Here is an 18,039-nt window from a genome sequence, read left to right on the forward strand (position 1 = left end):
CGCATGTGAGTACTTATATATGTACTCACAGAGGGGTCAGAGGACGCCGGACGACTCCAGAAGCTCCTTCAGCTGATCGGTGACCTCATCGGGCGACTCCTGATGCGCATAGTGACCGGCACCGAGAACCGTGTGCAGGCGCCGCTCCGGGGCCCACCCGACGTCACCGTGAACGGTGCGAGCGAGGACGTACGGGTCCAGTTCGCCGCGGACCTGCAGCGCGGGGATGTCCAGCGACGTGTCCATCGCCTTCATGAAACGACGGCCGTCGCCGCGGAACTGGCTGCGGAACGCCCAACGCTGATATTCCAGCGCACAGTGCGCAGCACCGGCGATGCGGATGGCGGACCGCAATTGGGTCACGGCGTCGGTGCATTCCTCGGTGCCCTGCCAGGCAGGGCTGGTACGCGACCTGAACAGCTGCTCGACGGCCTCGCCGTTCTTTTTCGTCAGGGAGCGCTCCGGCAGGAGAGGCACCTGATAGCGCAGAAAGAACGGCAGAAGAGCTCGCCGCTGTGCCTTGTCGCGGAGAACCGACCGGCGTAGCGCGATCGGGTGCGGCGATCCGACCAGGCCGATAGCGCTCACCATCCGTGGGTGCAACGCGGCCGTCGCCCAGCACACGAGACCTCCGTCGGCGTGCCCGACGAGAGCAGCGCGCGAGTGACCGAGGGCCCTGATCAGGCCGACGACATCGCCCGCCAATGTCCATCCGTCGTATCCGCGAGGTGGCTTGTCGCTGTCCCCGTAACCGCGCAGATCGACGGCGACTGCGCGGTAGCCGGCCTCGGTCAGCGCGGTGAGTTGATGACGCCAGGACCACCAGAAATCGGCGAAACCGTGCAGCAAGACCACGAGAGGACCGTCGGCAGGTGAGTCGGCCGCCTCGACGACGTGGAAGCGGATGCCGTTGGCATGTACGTCCCGGTGCGTCCAGGGGCCGGCGAAACGCACCGTCGACGGGTCGGGCTGGCTCATGTTCGGTGCGTGCCGCCGCTACTTCTTGTAACCGGGGATGCCGGGAGTGCTCTCGTGCTGGTTCGGCAGCACCGTCGACGCCTGCTTGAGCGAGTCGATGGTCTTCTCGGGTTTGCGCAGCTTCTTGACGCGTAGGTAGCCGAGGAAGCCGAACAGTGCGGCGACGAGCAGCATGAACACGAAGACGATCAGGAAAGCGGCCCACCTGGGCAGCCAGATGTCGAGTGTCTCCGCGGCGAAGAAGAAGAAGAAGAACGCGCTGAAGATCAGAACCGCGAGCGCGAGCAGGAAGAACAGGCTGCCCTGCAGTCCCTTCTTGATCTCACCGGTGACCTCGGCCTTGGCCAGCTCGACTTCGGCGCGCACCAGCGTCGAGACCTGCGTCGTCGCGTCCTTGACCAGGTTGCCGATGCTGCCGGTGCCGGGCGCGCGGTAGTCGACGTCCGACAACGGGATGGACGAGATGGTGTTCGGCACCCCGTCCGGGTAGCCGTTCTTGCCGTTGGCAATGGTGCCTTGGCCGCGATTGGTATCGCTCAACTTCTCGACCCCTCCACTTGCTGGTGCATCGTTTGGTTCTTGCGGCCCTAACACTAGTGCCGACCCATGGTCGTACGCGTCGTGGCTGCAGGAACGACGCATCCGCTGAAATTCTCAGGTTGCTGTCAGGTAACTTCCCAGTTGTACATACCCCCATATACCGAGTGCAATCGCAGGAGCGCAGGCAGTGAGTACTACCCCGGCCGTCCCAGGTGACGGCTCTGTAGCGGCGGCCCCGGAGGTACCACGGTCTCGTATCGTCGTGGCTTCGATGGTCGGAACGTCGATCGAGTTCTTCGACTTCTACATCTACGCGACCGCCGCGGTTCTCGTTTTCCCCAAGCTGTTCTTCCCGGCCGGGAACGACACGACGGCGTTGCTCGCGTCGTTCGCGACGTTCGGGCTCGCGTTCGTCGCGCGTCCCATCGGGTCCATTCTGTTCGGCCATTTCGGTGACCGCATCGGACGGAAGGCAACCCTCGTCGGCTCGCTGCTGACGATGGGTGTCGCGACGTTCCTGATCGGTTTGCTGCCGACGTACGACTCCGTCGGCATCATCGCGCCTGCTCTGCTGGCCTTGATGCGTTTCGCGCAGGGTGTCGGTCTGGGCGGTGAGTGGAGCGGCGCAGCACTGCTCGCGACGGAGACGGCGAAGCCGGGCAAGCGCGCCTGGGCTGCGATGTACCCGCAGTTGGGTGCGCCGATCGGTTTCTTCTTCGCCAACGGCATCTTCTTGCTGATCGTCATCCTCACCGGGTACGACGCCGCGGTGTCCGGCAGCGACCACGCCTTCCTGACGTGGGGCTGGCGAATCCCGTTCCTGCTGAGCGCGATCATGGTCATCATCGGCCTGTACGTGCGGCTGAAGCTGGAGGAGACTCCGGTGTTCAAGCTCGCCGTCGAGCGCGGACAGAAGGTCAAGACTCCGCTGGCCGAGGTGTTCAAGACGAGCTGGCGTCAGCTGATCATCGGCACGTTCGTGATGCTGGCGACGTACACGCTGTTCTACATCATGACCACGTGGGTGGTCAGTTACGGAACCGGCAAGGTCTCCGACGTGAACGGTCCGAAGATCACCATCGCCTACACCGATTTCCTCGAGCTGCAGCTGATCGCGGTGTTGTTCTTCGCGGCCCTTATTCCGGTGGCAGGCATCCTCGCCGACAAGTACGGCCGTCGACCCACCCTGATCGTCATCACCTCGGCGATCGTCGTGTTCGGTCTGTCGTTCCACTGGTTCGCGGCGCCGGAGAACGCGTCGGCCGGACGCATGCTGGTCTTCATGTGCGTCGGTCTCGGACTGATGGGCCTCACCTTCGGCCCGATGAGTGCTGTTCTGCCTGAGCTGTTCCCGACGAACGTGCGGTACACCGGCTCGGGAATCTCGTACAACACCAGCTCGATCCTCGGTGCCGCAGTGGCACCGTTCATCGCCACTTGGCTGGTCTCGAGCTACGGCGTCGGATGGGTCGGGGTGTACCTGGCCATCGTCGCTGCACTGACCCTGATCTCGCTGATCGTGATGAAGGAAACCAGGGATCAGCAGCTCGAGAACGTGTAACGCTCGACTGACGAAAATACCCCCGAGATGCGCGGCTCCAGGAGTCCTGGACGCACAACTCGGGGGTATTTTGGCAGGAGCGGAGCCTGCGGAGTGACCCATTTGGAAGCGAAAGTGTCAGCGGCCCTTCTTGATTGCCTCGAAGACCTTGGGGTCGACGAGGGTGGAGGTGTCGCCCAGGTCGCGGCCTTCGGCGACGTCGCGCAGGAGGCGTCGCATGATCTTGCCGGAGCGGGTCTTCGGCAGTTCGGGGACGATGGAGATCTCGCGTGGCTTGGCGATCGGTGAGATCTCCTTGGAAACCTGTGCTTTGAGCTCGGCGATGAGGTCGTCGCCGGTGTTGTCCACTCCGGCACGCAGGATGACGAACGCGACGATGCCCTGGCCGGTGGTGTCGTCGGCGGCCCCGACGACAGCTGCTTCGGCGACGCCGTGGTGGCTGACGAGTGCCGATTCGACTTCGCTGGTGGAGATACGGTGACCGGAGACGTTCATGACGTCGTCGACGCGGCCGAGGACCCACAGGGCGCCGTCGTCGTCGTACTTGGCGCCGTCGCCGGCGAAGTACCAGCCTTCTTCGGCGTAGCGCGACCAGTAGGTGTCCTTGTAGCGCTCCATGTCGCCCCAGATGCCGCGGAGCATCGACGGCCACGGCTTGTCGAGGACGAGATATCCGTTGCCGCCGTTGCCCAGTGGCTTGGCGTCGTCGTCGACGATCATGGCGGAGATTCCCGGCAGCGGGGTCATCGCCGAACCCGGCTTGGTGGAGGTGACGCCGGGCAGCGGGGAGATCATGATCGAGCCGGTCTCGGTCTGCCACCACGTGTCGACGATGGGGGCGGTGCCGCCGCCGACGACGTCGCGGAACCATCGCCATGCTTCGGGGTTGATGGGTTCGCCGACGGATCCGAGCAGACGAACGCTCGTCAGGTCGTGTGCTTCGGGGATTTCCTTGCCCCACTTCATGAACGTGCGCACGAGGGTGGGGGAGGTGTAGTAGATCGAGACCTTGTACTTCTCGATGACGTTCCAATGCCGGTGCTCGTCGGGGGAATTGGGGGTTCCCTCGTAGACGACCTGGGTGGCGCGGTTGGAGAGCGGGCCGTAGACGATGTAGGAATGCCCGGTGACCCAACCGATGTCGGCGGTGCACCAGTAGACGTCCGTGCCTGCCTTGTGGTCGAAGACATTGTGGTGGGTGTACGAAGTCTGCGTCAGGTATCCGCCGGAGGTGTGGATGATGCCCTTCGGCTTACCCGTGGTGCCGGAGGTGTAGAGGATGAACAGTGGGTGCTCGGCCGGGAACGGCTGCGCCTCGTGCTCTGTCGATGCCTGCGCGACGGTCTCGTGCCACCACAGGTCGCGGCCTTCGGTCCAGTCCACCTCGGAGTCGGTGCGCTTGACGACGAGCACGTTCTGAATCGAGGCTGCCCCGTCGACGGCGTGGTCGACGGTTTCCTTGATGGGCGCGGGCTTGCCGCGTCGCCACTGGCCGTCGGTGGTGATGACGAGTTTGGCTTCGGCGTCGTCGATGCGTGACCGCAGCGCGGTGGCAGAGAATCCGGCGAAGACGACGGAGTGGGTCAGGCCGAGGCGTGCGCACGCGAGGATGGAGACGATGGCCTCGGGGATCATCGGCATGTAGATCGCGACGCGGTCGCCGGCGACGAGACCGAGGTCGGTGAGGGTGTTCGCGGCCTGGGAGACCTCGGCGAGGAGGTCGGCGTAGGTGACGTCGCGGCTGTCGCCCGGTTCGCCTTCCCAGTGGATGGCGACCTGGTCACCGTGGCCGTCGATCACGTGGCGGTCGACGCAGTTGTAGGCGACGTTGAGTTCGCCGTCGCCGAACCACTTGGCGACCGGTGCGTCGGACCAGTCGAGTACCTCGGTGAACGGGGTGTGCCAGTGCAACCGGCGCGCTTGTTCGGCCCAGAACGCCAGGCGGTCCTTCTCGGCTTCGTCGTAGAGGTCGGCCGTCGCGTTCGCCTGAGCCGCGAATTCGGCCGAAGGCGGGTACGTCTCCGCTGCGGTCTCCCCGGCCCCGTTCTCCGTCGCTTCAGGGGTGCTGGTCGTCATCTTAAGAATGCTCGCTTTCGTCGTCCGCGTAAGGCGCTCAATGCCATCACAGGAAGCCCTTGTGAGGGTAGTCACATGTGAGGGCGGTCGCATCGTTGCAGCGGCGTGCAACCCTCTGATCTGCGGTGATCGGTCGGTTCTGCGCGACGGACGGTATTCAGGACTGATCCGACGGAGTGGCCCGGACGGACGGGTGCCGTCATCGAGACAAATGACTTGCCGAAACGTTTCGATCATGTTTCGTGCCTACTCGGCGGTCAGCAAAAACTGGGGGAGTTCACATGTTCGTTTCAGGATGTGTCTAAAGTCTGCGGTATTGAGATCGTTGCCACCCCGCACTAAAGGGTGTGGCCGGCGGTCGCCCCACAGAACCCCGTGGGCGTGACGCCCGTGGGGAGACGATCACGGCGAACCCGTGATCGACCGAAGAGAGGATTTGTCTTGCGTAGAACACGCATTGCGACAGCTGCGGTAGCAGTCGTCGTATCGGCGGCGCTGGTCACGGCGTGCTCGTCCGGTGACTCGACGAGTGGCGGAGGGTCGGGAGACGGCTCCGCGATCATCAACGCCTGGAGTGGCGAGCCCCAGAACCCGCTTGTTCCTACGAATACCAGCGAGAACACCGGTGGCCGAGTCGTCGACTCGATCTTCGCCGGCCTGGTCTCGTACACGCCCGAGGGTGGTGTGCAGAACGAGGTGGCCGAGTCCATCGACACCACCGACGGCCAGAACTACACCATCACGTTGAAGGACGGATGGACGTTCACCGACGGGACCCCCGTCACCTCCAACTCCTTCGTCGACGCCTGGAACTACGGCGCGCTGTCCACCAACGCGCAGCTGCAGGGATCGTTCTTCGACCCGATCCAGGGCTACGACGAGGTCGCCGCCGAGAACCCGACAGTCCAGACCATGTCCGGACTGAAGGTCGTCGACGACAAGACGTTCACCATCGAGCTCAAGCAGCCCGAGGCAGCGTTCCCCGATCGTCTCGGATTCGCCGCGTACTACCCGCTGCCCGAGGTCGCATACGACGACATCGCGGCATTCGGCGAGAACCCCATCGGCAACGGACCGTACAAGTTCGCGTCCGAAGGTGCGTGGCAGCACAACGTCCGCATCGACCTGATCACCAACCCGGATTACGACGGAAACCGTAAGCCCGCCAACGGTGGCGTCAGCTTCATCCTCTACAGCAACCTGGACACCGCGTACACGGATCTGCTGTCGAACAACGTCGACGTTCTCGACAACGTGCCGTCCTCGGCCGTCACCACGTTCGAGACCGATCTGCCCGGCCGCACGGTCAACCAGCCGTCTGCCAGCATCGAGACGTTCACCATCCCGTCGCGTCTCGCGCACTTCGGCGGCGAGGAAGGCGTTCTGCGTCGTCAGGCGATCTCCAAGGCGATCAACCGCGACCAGATCACCGAGCAGATCTTCAACAACACGCGTACCCCGGCCAAGGACTACACCAGTCCGGCCATCGAGGGCTGGACGGATTCGCTCGAGAACGAGTCCAACGTGGAGTACGACCCCGAGGCCGCGAAGGCTCTGTGGGCTCAGGCCGACGCCATCGCACCGTGGACCGGCACCTTCGCCATCGCGTACAACTCCGATGGTGGACACCAGGAATGGGTCGACGCTGTCACCAACAGCATCCGCAACACGCTCGGCATCGAGGCGCAGGGTGCTCCGTACCCGACCTTCGCGCAGCTGCGCACCGAGGCCACCAACCGCACCATCCCGACGGCGTTCCGCTCGGGCTGGCAGGGTGACTACCCGCAGCAGTACGGCTTCCTTGCGCAGAACTACCAGACCGGCGGCAGCTCCAACGACGGTGACTACTCCAACCCCGAGTTCGACCGTCTGCTCCGCGAGTCCGCAGGTGAGACGGACAAGGCCGCAGCGCAGGAATTGGTCAACCAGGCTCAGTCGATCCTGCTGAACGACCTTCCCGCAGTGCCGAACTGGTACCGCAACGCAGCCAGCGGATGGTCCGAGAACGTGACCAACGTGAAGATCGGCTGGGACGGAATCCCGATCTACAACGAGATCGAGAAGAACTGATCTTCTCTTCTTCATCTCCATGAGACCGAGCAGGGCGGTAGGTCTTTCACCTACCGCCCTGCTCGTGTGCTTGCCCCCTCACTACTTTTCGACGCCCCGGCCTTCTCGGTGACGTCCACCTTCCTCCAAAGGAGGTGATCCGATGCTCTGGTACATCGGACGCCGATTACTTCAGATGATCCCCGTTTTCATCGGGGCGACATTCCTGATCTACGCCATGGTCTTCCTGCTTCCAGGAGACCCCATTGCCGCACTCGCAGGTGACAAGGCCATCAGCCCCGCCGTCGCCGATCAGCTGCGGGCTCGCTACAATCTCGACCAGCCGTTCATCGTGCAGTACCTGCTGTACCTGAAGGGCATCTTCACCTTCGACTTCGGAATGTCGTTCTCCGGCCGTCCCGTCAGCGAAGTTCTCGTGCAGGCATTTCCGATCACCGCCAAGCTCGCCGCGATGGCTCTCGTCATCGAGGGCGTCTTCGGTATCGGTTTCGGTCTGATCGCCGGTCTTCGCAAGGGCAAGCTGTTCGACTCGACCGTGCTGATCGTCAGCCTCGTCATCATCGCCGTCCCGATCTTCGTCATCGGCTTCCTGGCACAGTTCTTCATCGGTATCAAATGGGGCATCGTCCCGCCGACGGTCGGTGGCAACACCAGTTTCAAGAATTTGTTGCTCCCGGCATTCGTTCTCGGTGCCGTGTCCTTCGCGTACGTGGTGCGCCTGACGCGGACCTCGGTCGCGGAGAACCTGAGCGCGGACTTCGTGCGCACGTCGACAGCCAAGGGCCTGTCCCGCAGTCGCGTCGTGAACGTGCACGTCTTGCGTAACTCGCTCATCCCGGTCGTCACGTTCCTCGGCGCGGACCTCGCTGCACTGATGGGCGGCGCGATCATCACCGAGGGAATCTTCAACATCAACGGCGTCGGCGGCACGATCTACCAGGCGGTCATCCGAGGTGAGGCGCCGACGGTGGTGTCCTTCGTGACCGTCCTGATCGTCGTCTACCTGATCGCGAACCTCGTCGTCGATCTCCTCTACGCAGCGCTCGACCCAAGGATCCGTTATGCCTGAGTCCACATCTTCGAACGACCGCTCCGTGCGGCAAGCGCGATTCGTCGAACAAGACGAGGTCATCGACGTCAGTCAGACCGATGCCGTGAACATCGACGAGGCGCCCGCCAGCATCTGGAAGGACGCGTGGGTCAGCCTGCGCAAGCGTCCGATCTTCATCGTCTCGGCGCTCATCATTCTGGCCGTCATCGTCGTCGCTGCGTTCCCGTCGCTGTTCACCAGCGCCGACCCCAGGTACTGCAACCTGGACTTCAGCATGCAGGGACCGCAGTCCGGCCACATCTTCGGATTCGACCGTCAGGGCTGTGACATCTACGCACGCACCATCTACGGTGCACGCGCGTCGGTGCTGACCGGTGTCGGAGTCACCTTCCTCGTTCTGGTCATCGGCGTGCTGTTCGGTGCGTTCGCGGGCTTCTACGGCGGCTGGGCGGATTCGTTGCTGTCTCGTCTGACCGACATCTTCTTCGGTGTCCCGCTGATCCTCGCTGCCATCGTGCTCATGCAGCTCTTCACCGATCGCACCATCTGGACCGTGATTCTCGTTCTCGCACTGTTCGGTTGGCCGCAGATGGCGCGCATCACGCGTGGGGCCGTACTGTCGGCGAAGAACAACGATTACGTCATGGCCTCCCGTGCATTGGGAGTCTCGAAGGTGCGCACCCTGATTCGGCACGTCCTCCCGAACTCGATGGCTCCGATCATCGTCATCACGACGATTTCGCTCGGTACCTTCATCGTTGCCGAAGCCACGCTGTCCTTCCTGGGTATCGGGCTTCCCCCGACCGAGGTGTCGTGGGGCGGCGACATCAGCGCCGCGCAGGTCACCCTGCGTCAGGGATCGACGATTCTGTTCTATCCCGCAGCGGCACTGGCAATCACCGTGCTGGGCTTCATCATGATGGGCGACGCGTTGCGCGACGCTCTCGACCCGAAGGCCCGTAAGCGATGAGCGAACGTACGAAAGACGACGCGATGACCACTGATCCAGGCAAGGCAGAGCAGCCTCTGCTCGACATCAAGAACCTCGAGGTGTCCTTCCAGTCGAATTCCGGTCCGGTACCGGCAGTTCGAGGCGTCAGCTTGACGGTGTATCCCGGCCAGACCGTGGCCATCGTCGGCGAATCCGGGTCCGGTAAGTCGACGACGGCGCACGCCATCATCAATCTGCTGCCCGGCACCGGCAAGGTGACCGGCGGCGAGATCCTCTTCGACGGCAAGGACCTGGCCACGGCCAAGGAGAAGGACTTCGTCGAGGTTCGCGGCAGTCAGATCGGGCTGGTTCCTCAGGACCCGATGTCCAACCTCAACCCGGTGTGGAAGATCGGTTTCCAGATCGAGGAGGCGTTGGCGGCCAACAACATTGCCAAGGGCAAGGCCGCGAAGGCTCGGGCGATCGAACTGCTCGACGAAGCAGGCCTGACGGACTCGGCGAAGCGTGTCAATCAGTATCCGCACGAGTTCTCCGGCGGTATGCGTCAGCGTGCACTCATCGCGATCGGATTGTCCGCCCGGCCGAAACTGCTCATCGCCGACGAGCCGACGTCCGCGCTCGACGTCACCGTGCAGCGTCAGATTCTCGATCATCTGGAAGGTCTGACGAAGGAACTCGGAACTGCGGTTCTGCTCATCACCCACGATCTCGGTCTTGCTGCCGAGCGCGCCGAGCACCTGGTGGTCATGAGCAAGGGGCGGATCGTCGAATCCGGTCCGGCACTGGAGATTCTGCAGAACCCGCAGCACCCGTACACGAAGAAGCTGGTCGCGGCGGCGCCGTCGCTGGCGTCGCAGCGGCTGAAGTCGTCGGCGGTGCGCAAGGAGATCGTCGAGCAAGCCAAGGAGGTTGCCGAGGAGGTCGTCGCCGAGGAGCACGACAGTGCCTTCGAGCCCGCCGAGGACACCGTACTGGTGGTCGATCGTTTGACCAAGCAGTTCAAGCTGCGCGGCGGCAGCCCGTTCAAATCGACGCTCTTCACCGCCGTCAAGGATGTGTCCTTCACGGTCGAGCGCGGTACGACGACGGCCATCGTCGGCGAGTCCGGGTCCGGTAAATCAACCGTGGCGCAGATGGTTCTCGGTCTGCTCGAGCCGACGGAGGGAACGGTGAAGTTCGACGGCCGCGACGTCGCCGGGCTGTCCAACAAGGACGCATTCGCGTTCCGGCGTCGAGTCCAGCCGATCTTTCAGAACCCCTACGGCTCACTGGATCCGATGTACTCGATCTTCCGCACCATCGAGGAGCCGCTGCGCACCCACAGCGTCGGCACCAAGAAGGAGCGCGAAGCTCGGGTGCGGGATCTGCTGGACAAGGTGTCGCTGCCGGCCTCGGTCATGCGGCGGTTCCCCAACGAGTTGTCCGGTGGTCAGCGTCAACGTGTGGCCATCGCCCGTGCGCTCGCGCTTCAGCCCGAGGTGGTCATCTGCGACGAGGCGGTATCGGCCCTCGACGTACTCGTCCAGGCTCAGATTCTGTCCCTGTTGAACGATCTGCAGGCAGAACTGGGACTGACGTACCTGTTCATCACGCACGACCTCGCCGTCGTCCGGCAGATCGCCGACGACGTCCTCGTCATGCGCTCGGGTGAAATCGTCGAGGCAGCGAAGACCGACGAAGTCTTCGACAATCCCAAGGAGGAGTACACGCAGCGGCTGCTGGCCGCTATTCCGGGTGGATCCATTCAGCTCGGAGCCTGACGCTCCTGGTCACTCGCACCACCGTGCGTCCACCGCCGACATCCCGGTCGTGAGCGCACGGTGGTGCGGTGCCGGTGAGAAGAGCACGCGGGTACCGTCGTCACTCGTGACCGATCCACTTGCACCGCTGCTCGAGCTACCGGGAATCGTCGACGCCGCCGAGCGCGCGCGTGATGCTCTCGGCGCTGTTCACCGACACAAGGCGAACCGTCGGGGTTGGCCGGCGACCGCGGCGGAGGCCGCTGTCCGCGCCGCTCGGTCGTCGTCCGTGCTCGAAGGGGGCACGATGGACTTCCCTCGTGCAGGCGAGGACGGCGATCCGATTCTGGCCGGGTGCCTGCGCGTCGGGTCCGCGCTCGACGGCGACGCGCTGCAGAACATGCTGCCCGTGTGGAAGCGGGCACCGCTACAAGCACTTGCACGGCTGCATCTGCTCGCTGCGGCCGACCTCGTCGACGACGACACACTGCTCGGACGGCCACGCGACGGCGTCGGGAATCGGTTGGATCTTCTCGCCCAGCTCGTCACCGGGGGCACGTCCGCTCCTGCGCCCGTCGTCGCCGCCATAGTGCACGGTGAGCTGCTGACGTTGAAGCCGTTCGGAACCGCCGATGGTGTGGTCGCCCGAGCGGCGTCGAGATTGGTCGCGGCGTCGTCCGGTCTCGATCCGCACAACCTCGGTGTGCCCGAGGTCAGCTGGATGCGACGTTCGCAGGCGTATCGCGACGGCGCCGACGGTTTCGCGTCCGGCTCGGCGACGGGTGTCGGGAGCTGGATCATCTACTGCTGCGGCGCTCTCGAAGCAGGCGCGGCGGAGGCGACGTCGATTGCGGAGGCGGCCGGCTCCGCAAGCCAGTAGAAACCCCAAAAGGGCGGCGTCATCGACCGAAGTCGACTTCGCCGCCCCTTAGCACGGACTAACCGGTTACCAAGCGTGCAAAGGTGGGCTGTGGCGATTCTGTGATCGCGAGGCCTCGGCGACGATCCGGTGAAGTAGGAGGTCATCCCTGCAACCGGTGCAGGGTTCTTGCTGCTGCTTCCCGAAACTCGCAGGCCCACAGCGCTTCTGCCCTGTCAGCGGCGCGCTCCGCGTGGGTGCCTGATGTCCGTGCTGGGAATCGCGGTCGGGAGAAACGAACCTTCTCTTCCGGTTCGAACTTGGCCTTCCGTTCTTCCGTACGTCATTTGTACCCTGTGGCGCCGCTCACATCAAGGGGTAGAGGTCATCGTTTTCTGCGGAGTAGTCCGTAGGTGATCGCGCCGGCGGCCAGGGCGCTGAAACCTACTGCGGCACTTGCCGCTACGGTTGTTCCGGATGGTTTCTGGATGCGTGATCGCAGGGACACCGGGTTGGAGAACGTCAGAATCGGCCATCCCGCGGCTGCGGCTTCCTTGCGTAGCGCTCGGTCCGGGTTGACTGCCGTCGGGTGTCCGACGGCGCCGAGCATCGGCAGGTCCGTGATGGAGTCCGAATACGCGAAACACTGTGACAGATCGTAGTTTCGGGATTCGGCGAGAGACTCCATCGCCTCCACCTTGCCCTCGCCGTAGCAGTAGAACTCGACGGTCCCGTTGTAGCGGCCGTCCTCGACTTCCATCTTGGTCGCCGTGGAGATGTCCGCGCCGAGTGCCTCGGCGATCGGCCTGACGATCTCCTCGCCGGAAGCGGACACGACGACGACGTCGTGTCCGCGCAGTTTGTGGTCCGCGATGAGATCGGCGGCTTCGGCGAACACGAGCGGATCGACTATGTCGTGCAACGTCTCTGCAACGATCGAACGGACTTGTTCCACGTCCCAACCCGCGCACATCGCTGCGATATGGGCGCGCATCCGTTCCATTTGATCGTGGTCGGCACCGGAGAGCAGGAAGAGAAACTGCGCGTAGCTGCTCTTCAGTACGGCGCGTCTGTTTATCAGTCCCTGATCGAAGAACGGTTTGCTGAACGCAAGCGTGCTGGACTTGGCGATAATTGTCTTGTCCAAATCGAAGAACGCGGCAATTCTTCCGGCGGGACGAGTGGATTCGGCGTCGTCGATACGGGCGCTGGTGGTCACACTGTGAAGGATAGAGGGCGCAGGTGACGGGAGTGGAGCCTGCGGGAACGACCCAGGTGACGGGAGTGGAGCCTGCAGGAACGACCCAGGTGACGCGAGTGGAGTGTGTAGTGGTCGGGTGGGGGTCAGGGCTACTGGTCGGTACCGGATTTCGTCGAATGTTGAACTTGCAAACGGCACGTGATGCGGGTGTAGTATCGGTGCAGTCCGACTAGTTCGGACGTGTTCAGCCCGACCCCCCGGGGCTGAACCCGACGACCCTCGCCTCCTCCCCCCCTGGCGAGGGTCGTCCTCTGTTCGGGGGAAAAAATCTGGTACGGATGTCCAGTAATTCATCCACAGCCCCCCGATCCATCCACAATGTCGCAGACCCCCCTGGTGGCGAGCCGATTCCGCATCCAAGCTTCTGGCCATGGACACCGACCGAATCGGGACGAGGCGCGATCGCCCCTGCTTGCTGTTGACCGACGACGCTGCCCTGCGAGCAGAGGTTCTGCGGGTAGCGGCCGCGGCGGATTGTGTTGTGGTGGAACGGGACCTACCAGTCGGTAAGATTTCGCCTTCGATGCGACTCGAATGGGAGGACGCCGGTGTCGTCCTGGTCGACGGCAGGGCAGGCGGGCTGTCCCTACCGCGACGAGCAAGAGTTGCCGTCGTCGTTCCCGGTGCTGCGAGCGTCGATCATTGGCGTCTGGCCACTGTCCTCGGCGCGTCCGACGTCATGGAACTGCCGAGCGACGACAGCGCGCTCGTCGCGTTGCTCAGCGCCGAGCCGGGCGACTCGGCGGGAGACGGCGGGGTCATCACGGTGACGGGTGCGACCGGCGGAGCGGGGGCGTCCACCCTCGCTGCGGCGATAGCCCTCACCGCGTCCTCACGGGACATCCGAACGTTGTTGGTGGACGGAGACGAGTACGGCGCCGGAATGGACCTGCTCCTCGGCTGGGAGTCCAGCCCTGGGCTCCGATGGCCGGGGCTGATCGTCGAAGCCGGTCGAATCTCCGGTGACGCGCTCCGGGGTGCGCTCCCCACCGTCGGGCATCTGTCGGTGCTGTCCGCCGGCAGCGTGGCGAGCAGAACGCCCGGGGCGGGCCACGGCGAGGCGTCGACGTCCGCTGTCGTCGACGCCGGACGACGCATCGGTGATCTGGTGGTCTGCGACGCACCGCGCACCATCGGATCGCATTCCGACATCTATCACGACGCTGCGGATCTCGTGGTGCTGGTGGTGACCGCGACGTTGGCGTCGGTGTCGGCGGCGGAGAACGCGTCGGCGTACCTGAGTGCCAGGAATTCGAACGTCGGGCTCGTCGTCCGCGGGCCGGCGCCCGGTGGGCTCCGCAGCACCGACATCGCCGACGCGTTGAGCTTGCCGTTGCTTGCGAGCATGCGTCCCGAACCGGGCCTCGCCCGACGCGTCGAGCGTGGTGGATTGACGTTGTCGGCGCGATCGCCGCTTCGTCGTGCGGCGTCGGACATTCTGGAGACGTTCGCACGTAAGCCTCGGCAGGGACGGCGGGCGGCATGAGCGCCGTCGTGACGGGGGAACTGCTCGATCGGGTGCGGGGCAGGCTTGCCGGCGCGGGAGAGGAACCGACACCGACGACCGTGGCCGCAGCCATCAGGATCGAGGCCGGCGGTGTGCTCAGCGACACCGACCTGTTGGCTGCACTGCGGACTCTGCAGACGGAATTCACCGGCGCTGGACCGTTGGAGCCGCTGCTGCGAGACCCGGCTGTCGCGGACGTCCTCGTGACCGCGCCGGACGAGGTGTGGGTGGACCGGGGAGTCGGCCTGGAGCGCAGCAGAATCCGTTTCGCCGACGAGACGGCTGTGCGGCGACTCTGCCAACGGCTCGCGTTGTCGGCGGGCCGACGCCTCGACGATGCTCAACCGTGGGTCGACGGTCAGCTGCCCGGGGTCGGTGACGGTTCCTTCGGGGTTCGGCTGCACGCCGTGCTGGCACCTGTCGCGCGCGGCGGCACGTGCCTGTCGTTGCGGGTGCTTCGGCCGGCGACTCAAGGGTTGGGAGCACTTGCCGAGCGCGGGGCCGTCGATCCGGAGGCGCTCGACCTGCTGCGCGCCATCGTCCGGGCCAGACTGGCGTTCCTCGTGATCGGCGGCACGGGCGCGGGAAAAACTACGTTGCTCGCCGCGCTTCTCGGTGAGGTCGACGCCACCGAGCGGATCGTGTGTGTCGAGGACGCCGCCGAGCTCGCCCCGTCTCATCCTCATGTCGTGCGGATGGTGGCGCGTGCGCCGAATGTCGAGGGTGTCGGCGAGGTGACCGTGCGCCAGCTCGTGCGTCAGGCACTGCGTATGAGGCCGGATCGTCTCGTGGTAGGTGAGGTACGCGGAGCCGAGGTCGTCGACCTGCTGACGGCGCTCAATACCGGACACGACGGGGGCGCGGGCACCATTCACGCCAACTCTCCCGCCGAGGTACCCGCGAGGTTGGAGGCGCTCGCGGCGCTCGGCGGCATGGGTCGAGACGCGCTGCACAGTCAACTCGGCGCTGCGGTTCAGGTGGTGCTACACGTGCACAGATCGTCCAACGGTCGCAGGCGATTGAGGGAGATCGCCGTGCTCGTTCCCGACGTGACGGGCCGAGTAGGGGTCGTGCCCGCGTGGTCGATCGACGGTACCGCCGGCGGCAGAGCCGAACTCGACGACATGATTCGCCGTCGGATGGACTCGCTGTGACCGCGATGGGCGTACTGCTCTGCGCAGCTGCGCTTCTCGCTGTTCCCGGTCCGCAGGCTCGCCTTCGAGTGCTCCGCACTCCAACAGTGACGGTCCTGCGGTGTCGGGCCGCGATCGTTCCGGTTTCGGCGGTTGTCGGTGCGATCGCCCTCGTGTGGTTCGCGGGAGTTCATGCACTGTTCGCCGCTGTGATCGTCGGGGCCACAGTGTGGAAGCGTCGACGATCCGCACGCGAGAAGAGGACGTTCCGTACCGAATCCGCAAGTTTGATCGCTGCACTGGACACCGTCATCGGAGAACTCGGAGTCGGATCGCATCCTGCGTCCGCGTCGGCTGTCGCGGCTGCGGAAAGTTCCGGCACCGTGGGGATCGCGTTCGAGCGCGCCTCCGGACACGCGCGCATGGGTGGGCGCGCGCACGATGGGCTGTCGGTACCGGACACTGCGATCTCCGACCCGCTGTCCATCGTCGCCTCCGCATGGCGAATCGCCGACGAACACGGTCTCGCCCTGGCCCGGTTGCTCGGCGCCGCTCGCAGAGACATGCAGGCACGCAATCGGTTCCGTGACCGCACTCAGGCTTCGCTGGCAGGTGCCCGGGCCACCGGAACCGTCCTCGCGTGTCTGCCCATCGTGGGCGTCGGCCTCGGTCAGGCAATGGGAGCGGCCCCGCTGTCGGTGCTCCTCGGAGGAGGGCTCGGGGGCGTTCTCCTCGTGATCGGGACGGCCCTCGTCTGCGGCGGACTTCTGTGGACGGATGCCATCACCGACAAGGTATGCCGATGATCGGGATTGCGATGCTGTGTGCCGCAGCCGCTCTGATCACCGCACCTGCGGACAGGAGTGGACTCGGGAGGGTAGTGGGGGAGGGCCGCGTCGTCGACGAACGCGAGACCGCCCCCGTCGCCGATCGGCACGCGGTGGCAACGTGTTTCGACATGATGGCGGCGTGCCTAGCCGGTGGACTGTCCGCAGGGGCCGCGGCTCGCGCGGTGTCGACGATGGCTCCGCCCCACGTGTCCAACGCGCTACGGACCACAGCGGACCTGCTGAGTCTTGGCGCCGATCCGGACGATGCGTGGAGGGCAGTCGGTGCGCTACCCGAGGTGGAAGCGTTGGCGCGCATGGCTCGTCGATCCTCTCGATCGGGTGCGTCGTTCGCGGACGCCGTCGCGGAGTTGGCAGACTCCGAGCGCGCGAGCGCCGAGGACGCCGCGGCAGCCGAAGCCGAACGAGCGGGAGTGCTCGTCAGTGGGCCACTGGGACTGTGTTTCCTACCTGCCTTCGTCTGTCTCGGCATCGTCCCTGTGGTGATCGGACTGGCGAGCACGGTGCTCGGAGGTGGTGTGCTGTGACATCACGACTGGAATTCCGGACCGGGTTCGCCGGTCCGGACGTCAATAAGGGGGAAGATCATGAAAGCTGTGATGCGACAGGCCAGGACGCGATTGATTCTCGCCGCGGTGAACGACGACGGGATGTCCACCGCGGAATACGCCATCGGCACGATCGCCGCGGCGGCGTTCGGTGCGATTCTCTACACGGTGGTCACGGGATCGTCCATCGTCGACGCGTTGACCGGGATCATCGATCGCGCGCTCGCCACTTCGGTGTAGCCGACGACGGTTCGGCGACGGTGGAGGCGGCTATCGCGCTTGCCTCCATCGTCGCCGTCGTCATCACCTGCATCGGTGCGATCACCGCAGTGTCGCAGCATGTCCGGTGCGTCGATGCAGCCAGGGAGGCTGCTCGGCTCGTGGCCCGAGGTGACGACGTGTCGGAATCGCTGTTGCCTGCGAGAGCCACGATGTCGGTGGACACCGAGGACGGAATGGTGACCGTTCGAGTCCAATCGTCCACGCTGCTGCCCGGGCTCACCGTCTCGGCCGATGCGGTGGCGGTCATGGAGTCGGTGCCCGAATGAACGCCTTTGCTCGATTCGAATCACAGGACAAAGGCAGCGTGACGGTGACCGCGGCGTTCGCGTTGACCGCGTTGCTGGTGGTGGTGATAGCCGTCGTGCACGTCGGATCCGCCGTCGGCGCGCGCCACCGAGCGCAATCGGCTGCGGATCTCGCGGCCCTGGCCGCGGCCGGTGCGCTCGATCGAGGTGTCGTGGACGCGTGCGCCACGGGCCTAGACGTCGTCGAGCGCGTCGGCGGATCCGTGTCGACCTGCACTGTCGAGGGGTGGGACGTCGTCGTCGAAGTCACTGTCTCGGTGACGCTGGGACGCTTGGGTATCCGCGACGCAGTGGCCTCGGCCCGCGCAGGCCCCTGACCGTCGCTCCGC

The 18,039-nt window shown here is 64.9% G+C and carries 17 protein-coding genes; 13 read left to right on the top strand and 4 right to left on the bottom strand.

Annotated features, from left to right (window positions below; translation table 11 throughout):
* Positions 1-36: 36 nt before the first annotated feature.
* Both CH293_RS13440 and CH293_RS13445 read right to left on the bottom strand, forming a co-directional pair.
* On the bottom strand, positions 37-978 hold the full coding sequence (locus CH293_RS13440; protein ID WP_094720480.1) for an alpha/beta fold hydrolase: 942 nt from the start codon (positions 976-978) through the stop codon (positions 37-39).
* Between the two features lie 18 nt (positions 979-996).
* Positions 997-1,518 carry a phage holin family protein gene (locus tag CH293_RS13445; RefSeq protein ID WP_019662955.1) on the bottom strand — a complete coding sequence of 174 codons (522 nt, stop codon included), beginning with the start codon at positions 1,516-1,518 and terminating at the stop codon, positions 997-999.
* A 187-nt stretch (positions 1,519-1,705) separates the two neighbouring features.
* On the opposite strand from CH293_RS13445, the gene CH293_RS13450 reads away from it, so the two are divergent.
* Positions 1,706-3,079 carry an MFS transporter gene (locus tag CH293_RS13450; RefSeq protein ID WP_176459998.1) on the top strand — a complete coding sequence of 458 codons (1,374 nt, stop codon included), beginning with the start codon at positions 1,706-1,708 and terminating at the stop codon, positions 3,077-3,079.
* Positions 3,080-3,196: 117 nt separating this feature from the next.
* Here the strand turns inward: CH293_RS13450 and acs are convergent, their stop codons facing one another.
* A complete protein-coding gene (gene acs / locus CH293_RS13455; protein ID WP_037108486.1) occupies positions 3,197-5,155 on the bottom strand; it encodes an acetate--CoA ligase in 1,959 nt (652 codons plus the stop codon).
* Between the two features lie 441 nt (positions 5,156-5,596).
* Between acs and CH293_RS13460 the strand changes: the two genes are divergently transcribed.
* The 5 genes from CH293_RS13460 to CH293_RS13480 all read left to right on the top strand — a co-directional run bounded on the left by CH293_RS13460 (position 5,597) and on the right by CH293_RS13480 (position 11,847).
* The gene (locus tag CH293_RS13460; protein ID WP_037108488.1) at positions 5,597-7,225 is read left to right on the top strand and encodes an ABC transporter substrate-binding protein; all 1,629 of its coding nucleotides are present in this window, start codon (positions 5,597-5,599) and stop codon (positions 7,223-7,225) included.
* Positions 7,226-7,367: 142 nt separating this feature from the next.
* A complete protein-coding gene (locus CH293_RS13465) occupies positions 7,368-8,294 on the top strand; it encodes an ABC transporter permease (protein WP_019662959.1) in 927 nt (308 codons plus the stop codon).
* A complete protein-coding gene (locus CH293_RS13470; RefSeq protein ID WP_019662960.1) occupies positions 8,287-9,246 on the top strand; it encodes an ABC transporter permease in 960 nt (319 codons plus the stop codon). The genes CH293_RS13465 and CH293_RS13470 overlap by 8 nt, the downstream gene beginning before the upstream one ends.
* Positions 9,243-10,988: an ABC transporter ATP-binding protein gene (locus CH293_RS13475; RefSeq protein ID WP_094720481.1), complete on the top strand. Its 1,746-nt coding sequence runs from the start codon at positions 9,243-9,245 to the stop codon at positions 10,986-10,988. The genes CH293_RS13470 and CH293_RS13475 overlap by 4 nt, the downstream gene beginning before the upstream one ends.
* A gap of 106 nt (positions 10,989-11,094) precedes the next feature.
* On the top strand, positions 11,095-11,847 hold the full coding sequence (locus CH293_RS13480; protein WP_094720549.1) for an oxidoreductase: 753 nt from the start codon (positions 11,095-11,097) through the stop codon (positions 11,845-11,847).
* Between the two features lie 364 nt (positions 11,848-12,211).
* Here CH293_RS13480 and CH293_RS13485 read toward each other — a convergent pair whose 3' ends face one another.
* Positions 12,212-13,045 (bottom strand): HAD-IB family hydrolase, encoded by an 834-nt coding sequence (locus CH293_RS13485; protein WP_019662963.1) that lies wholly within the window; start codon positions 13,043-13,045, stop codon positions 12,212-12,214.
* Between the two features lie 412 nt (positions 13,046-13,457).
* Between CH293_RS13485 and ssd the strand changes: the two genes are divergently transcribed.
* Genes ssd through CH293_RS13520 form a run of 7 tightly spaced genes read left to right on the top strand, consistent with a single transcriptional unit; the run spans position 13,458 to position 18,027 of the window.
* On the top strand, positions 13,458-14,573 hold the full coding sequence (ssd, locus tag CH293_RS13490; protein ID WP_094720482.1) for a septum site-determining protein Ssd: 1,116 nt from the start codon (positions 13,458-13,460) through the stop codon (positions 14,571-14,573).
* Positions 14,570-15,748, top strand: coding sequence for a TadA family conjugal transfer-associated ATPase (locus CH293_RS13495; protein ID WP_094720483.1), 1,179 nt, complete (start codon positions 14,570-14,572; stop codon positions 15,746-15,748). The genes ssd and CH293_RS13495 overlap by 4 nt, the downstream gene beginning before the upstream one ends.
* Positions 15,745-16,533, top strand: a complete 789-nt coding sequence (locus CH293_RS13500; RefSeq protein WP_094720484.1) for a type II secretion system F family protein — start codon at positions 15,745-15,747, stop codon at positions 16,531-16,533. Before CH293_RS13495 ends, CH293_RS13500 begins: the two co-directional genes overlap by 4 nt.
* Positions 16,524-17,102 carry a type II secretion system F family protein gene (locus CH293_RS13505; RefSeq protein WP_094720485.1) on the top strand — a complete coding sequence of 193 codons (579 nt, stop codon included), beginning with the start codon at positions 16,524-16,526 and terminating at the stop codon, positions 17,100-17,102. Before CH293_RS13500 ends, CH293_RS13505 begins: the two co-directional genes overlap by 10 nt.
* 60 nt (positions 17,103-17,162) lie before the next feature.
* Positions 17,163-17,363, top strand: coding sequence for a DUF4244 domain-containing protein (locus CH293_RS13510; RefSeq protein ID WP_037108504.1), 201 nt, complete (start codon positions 17,163-17,165; stop codon positions 17,361-17,363).
* Between the two features lie 20 nt (positions 17,364-17,383).
* A complete protein-coding gene (locus CH293_RS13515) occupies positions 17,384-17,671 on the top strand; it encodes a TadE family type IV pilus minor pilin (RefSeq protein ID WP_094720486.1) in 288 nt (95 codons plus the stop codon).
* A complete protein-coding gene (locus tag CH293_RS13520) occupies positions 17,668-18,027 on the top strand; it encodes an Rv3654c family TadE-like protein (RefSeq protein WP_094720487.1) in 360 nt (119 codons plus the stop codon). The genes CH293_RS13515 and CH293_RS13520 overlap by 4 nt, the downstream gene beginning before the upstream one ends.
* The last annotated feature ends 12 nt before the right edge of the window (positions 18,028-18,039 follow it).

Source organism: Rhodococcus sp. 14-2470-1b, assembly GCF_002259415.1.
GTDB lineage: Bacteria > Actinomycetota > Actinomycetes > Mycobacteriales > Mycobacteriaceae > Rhodococcoides.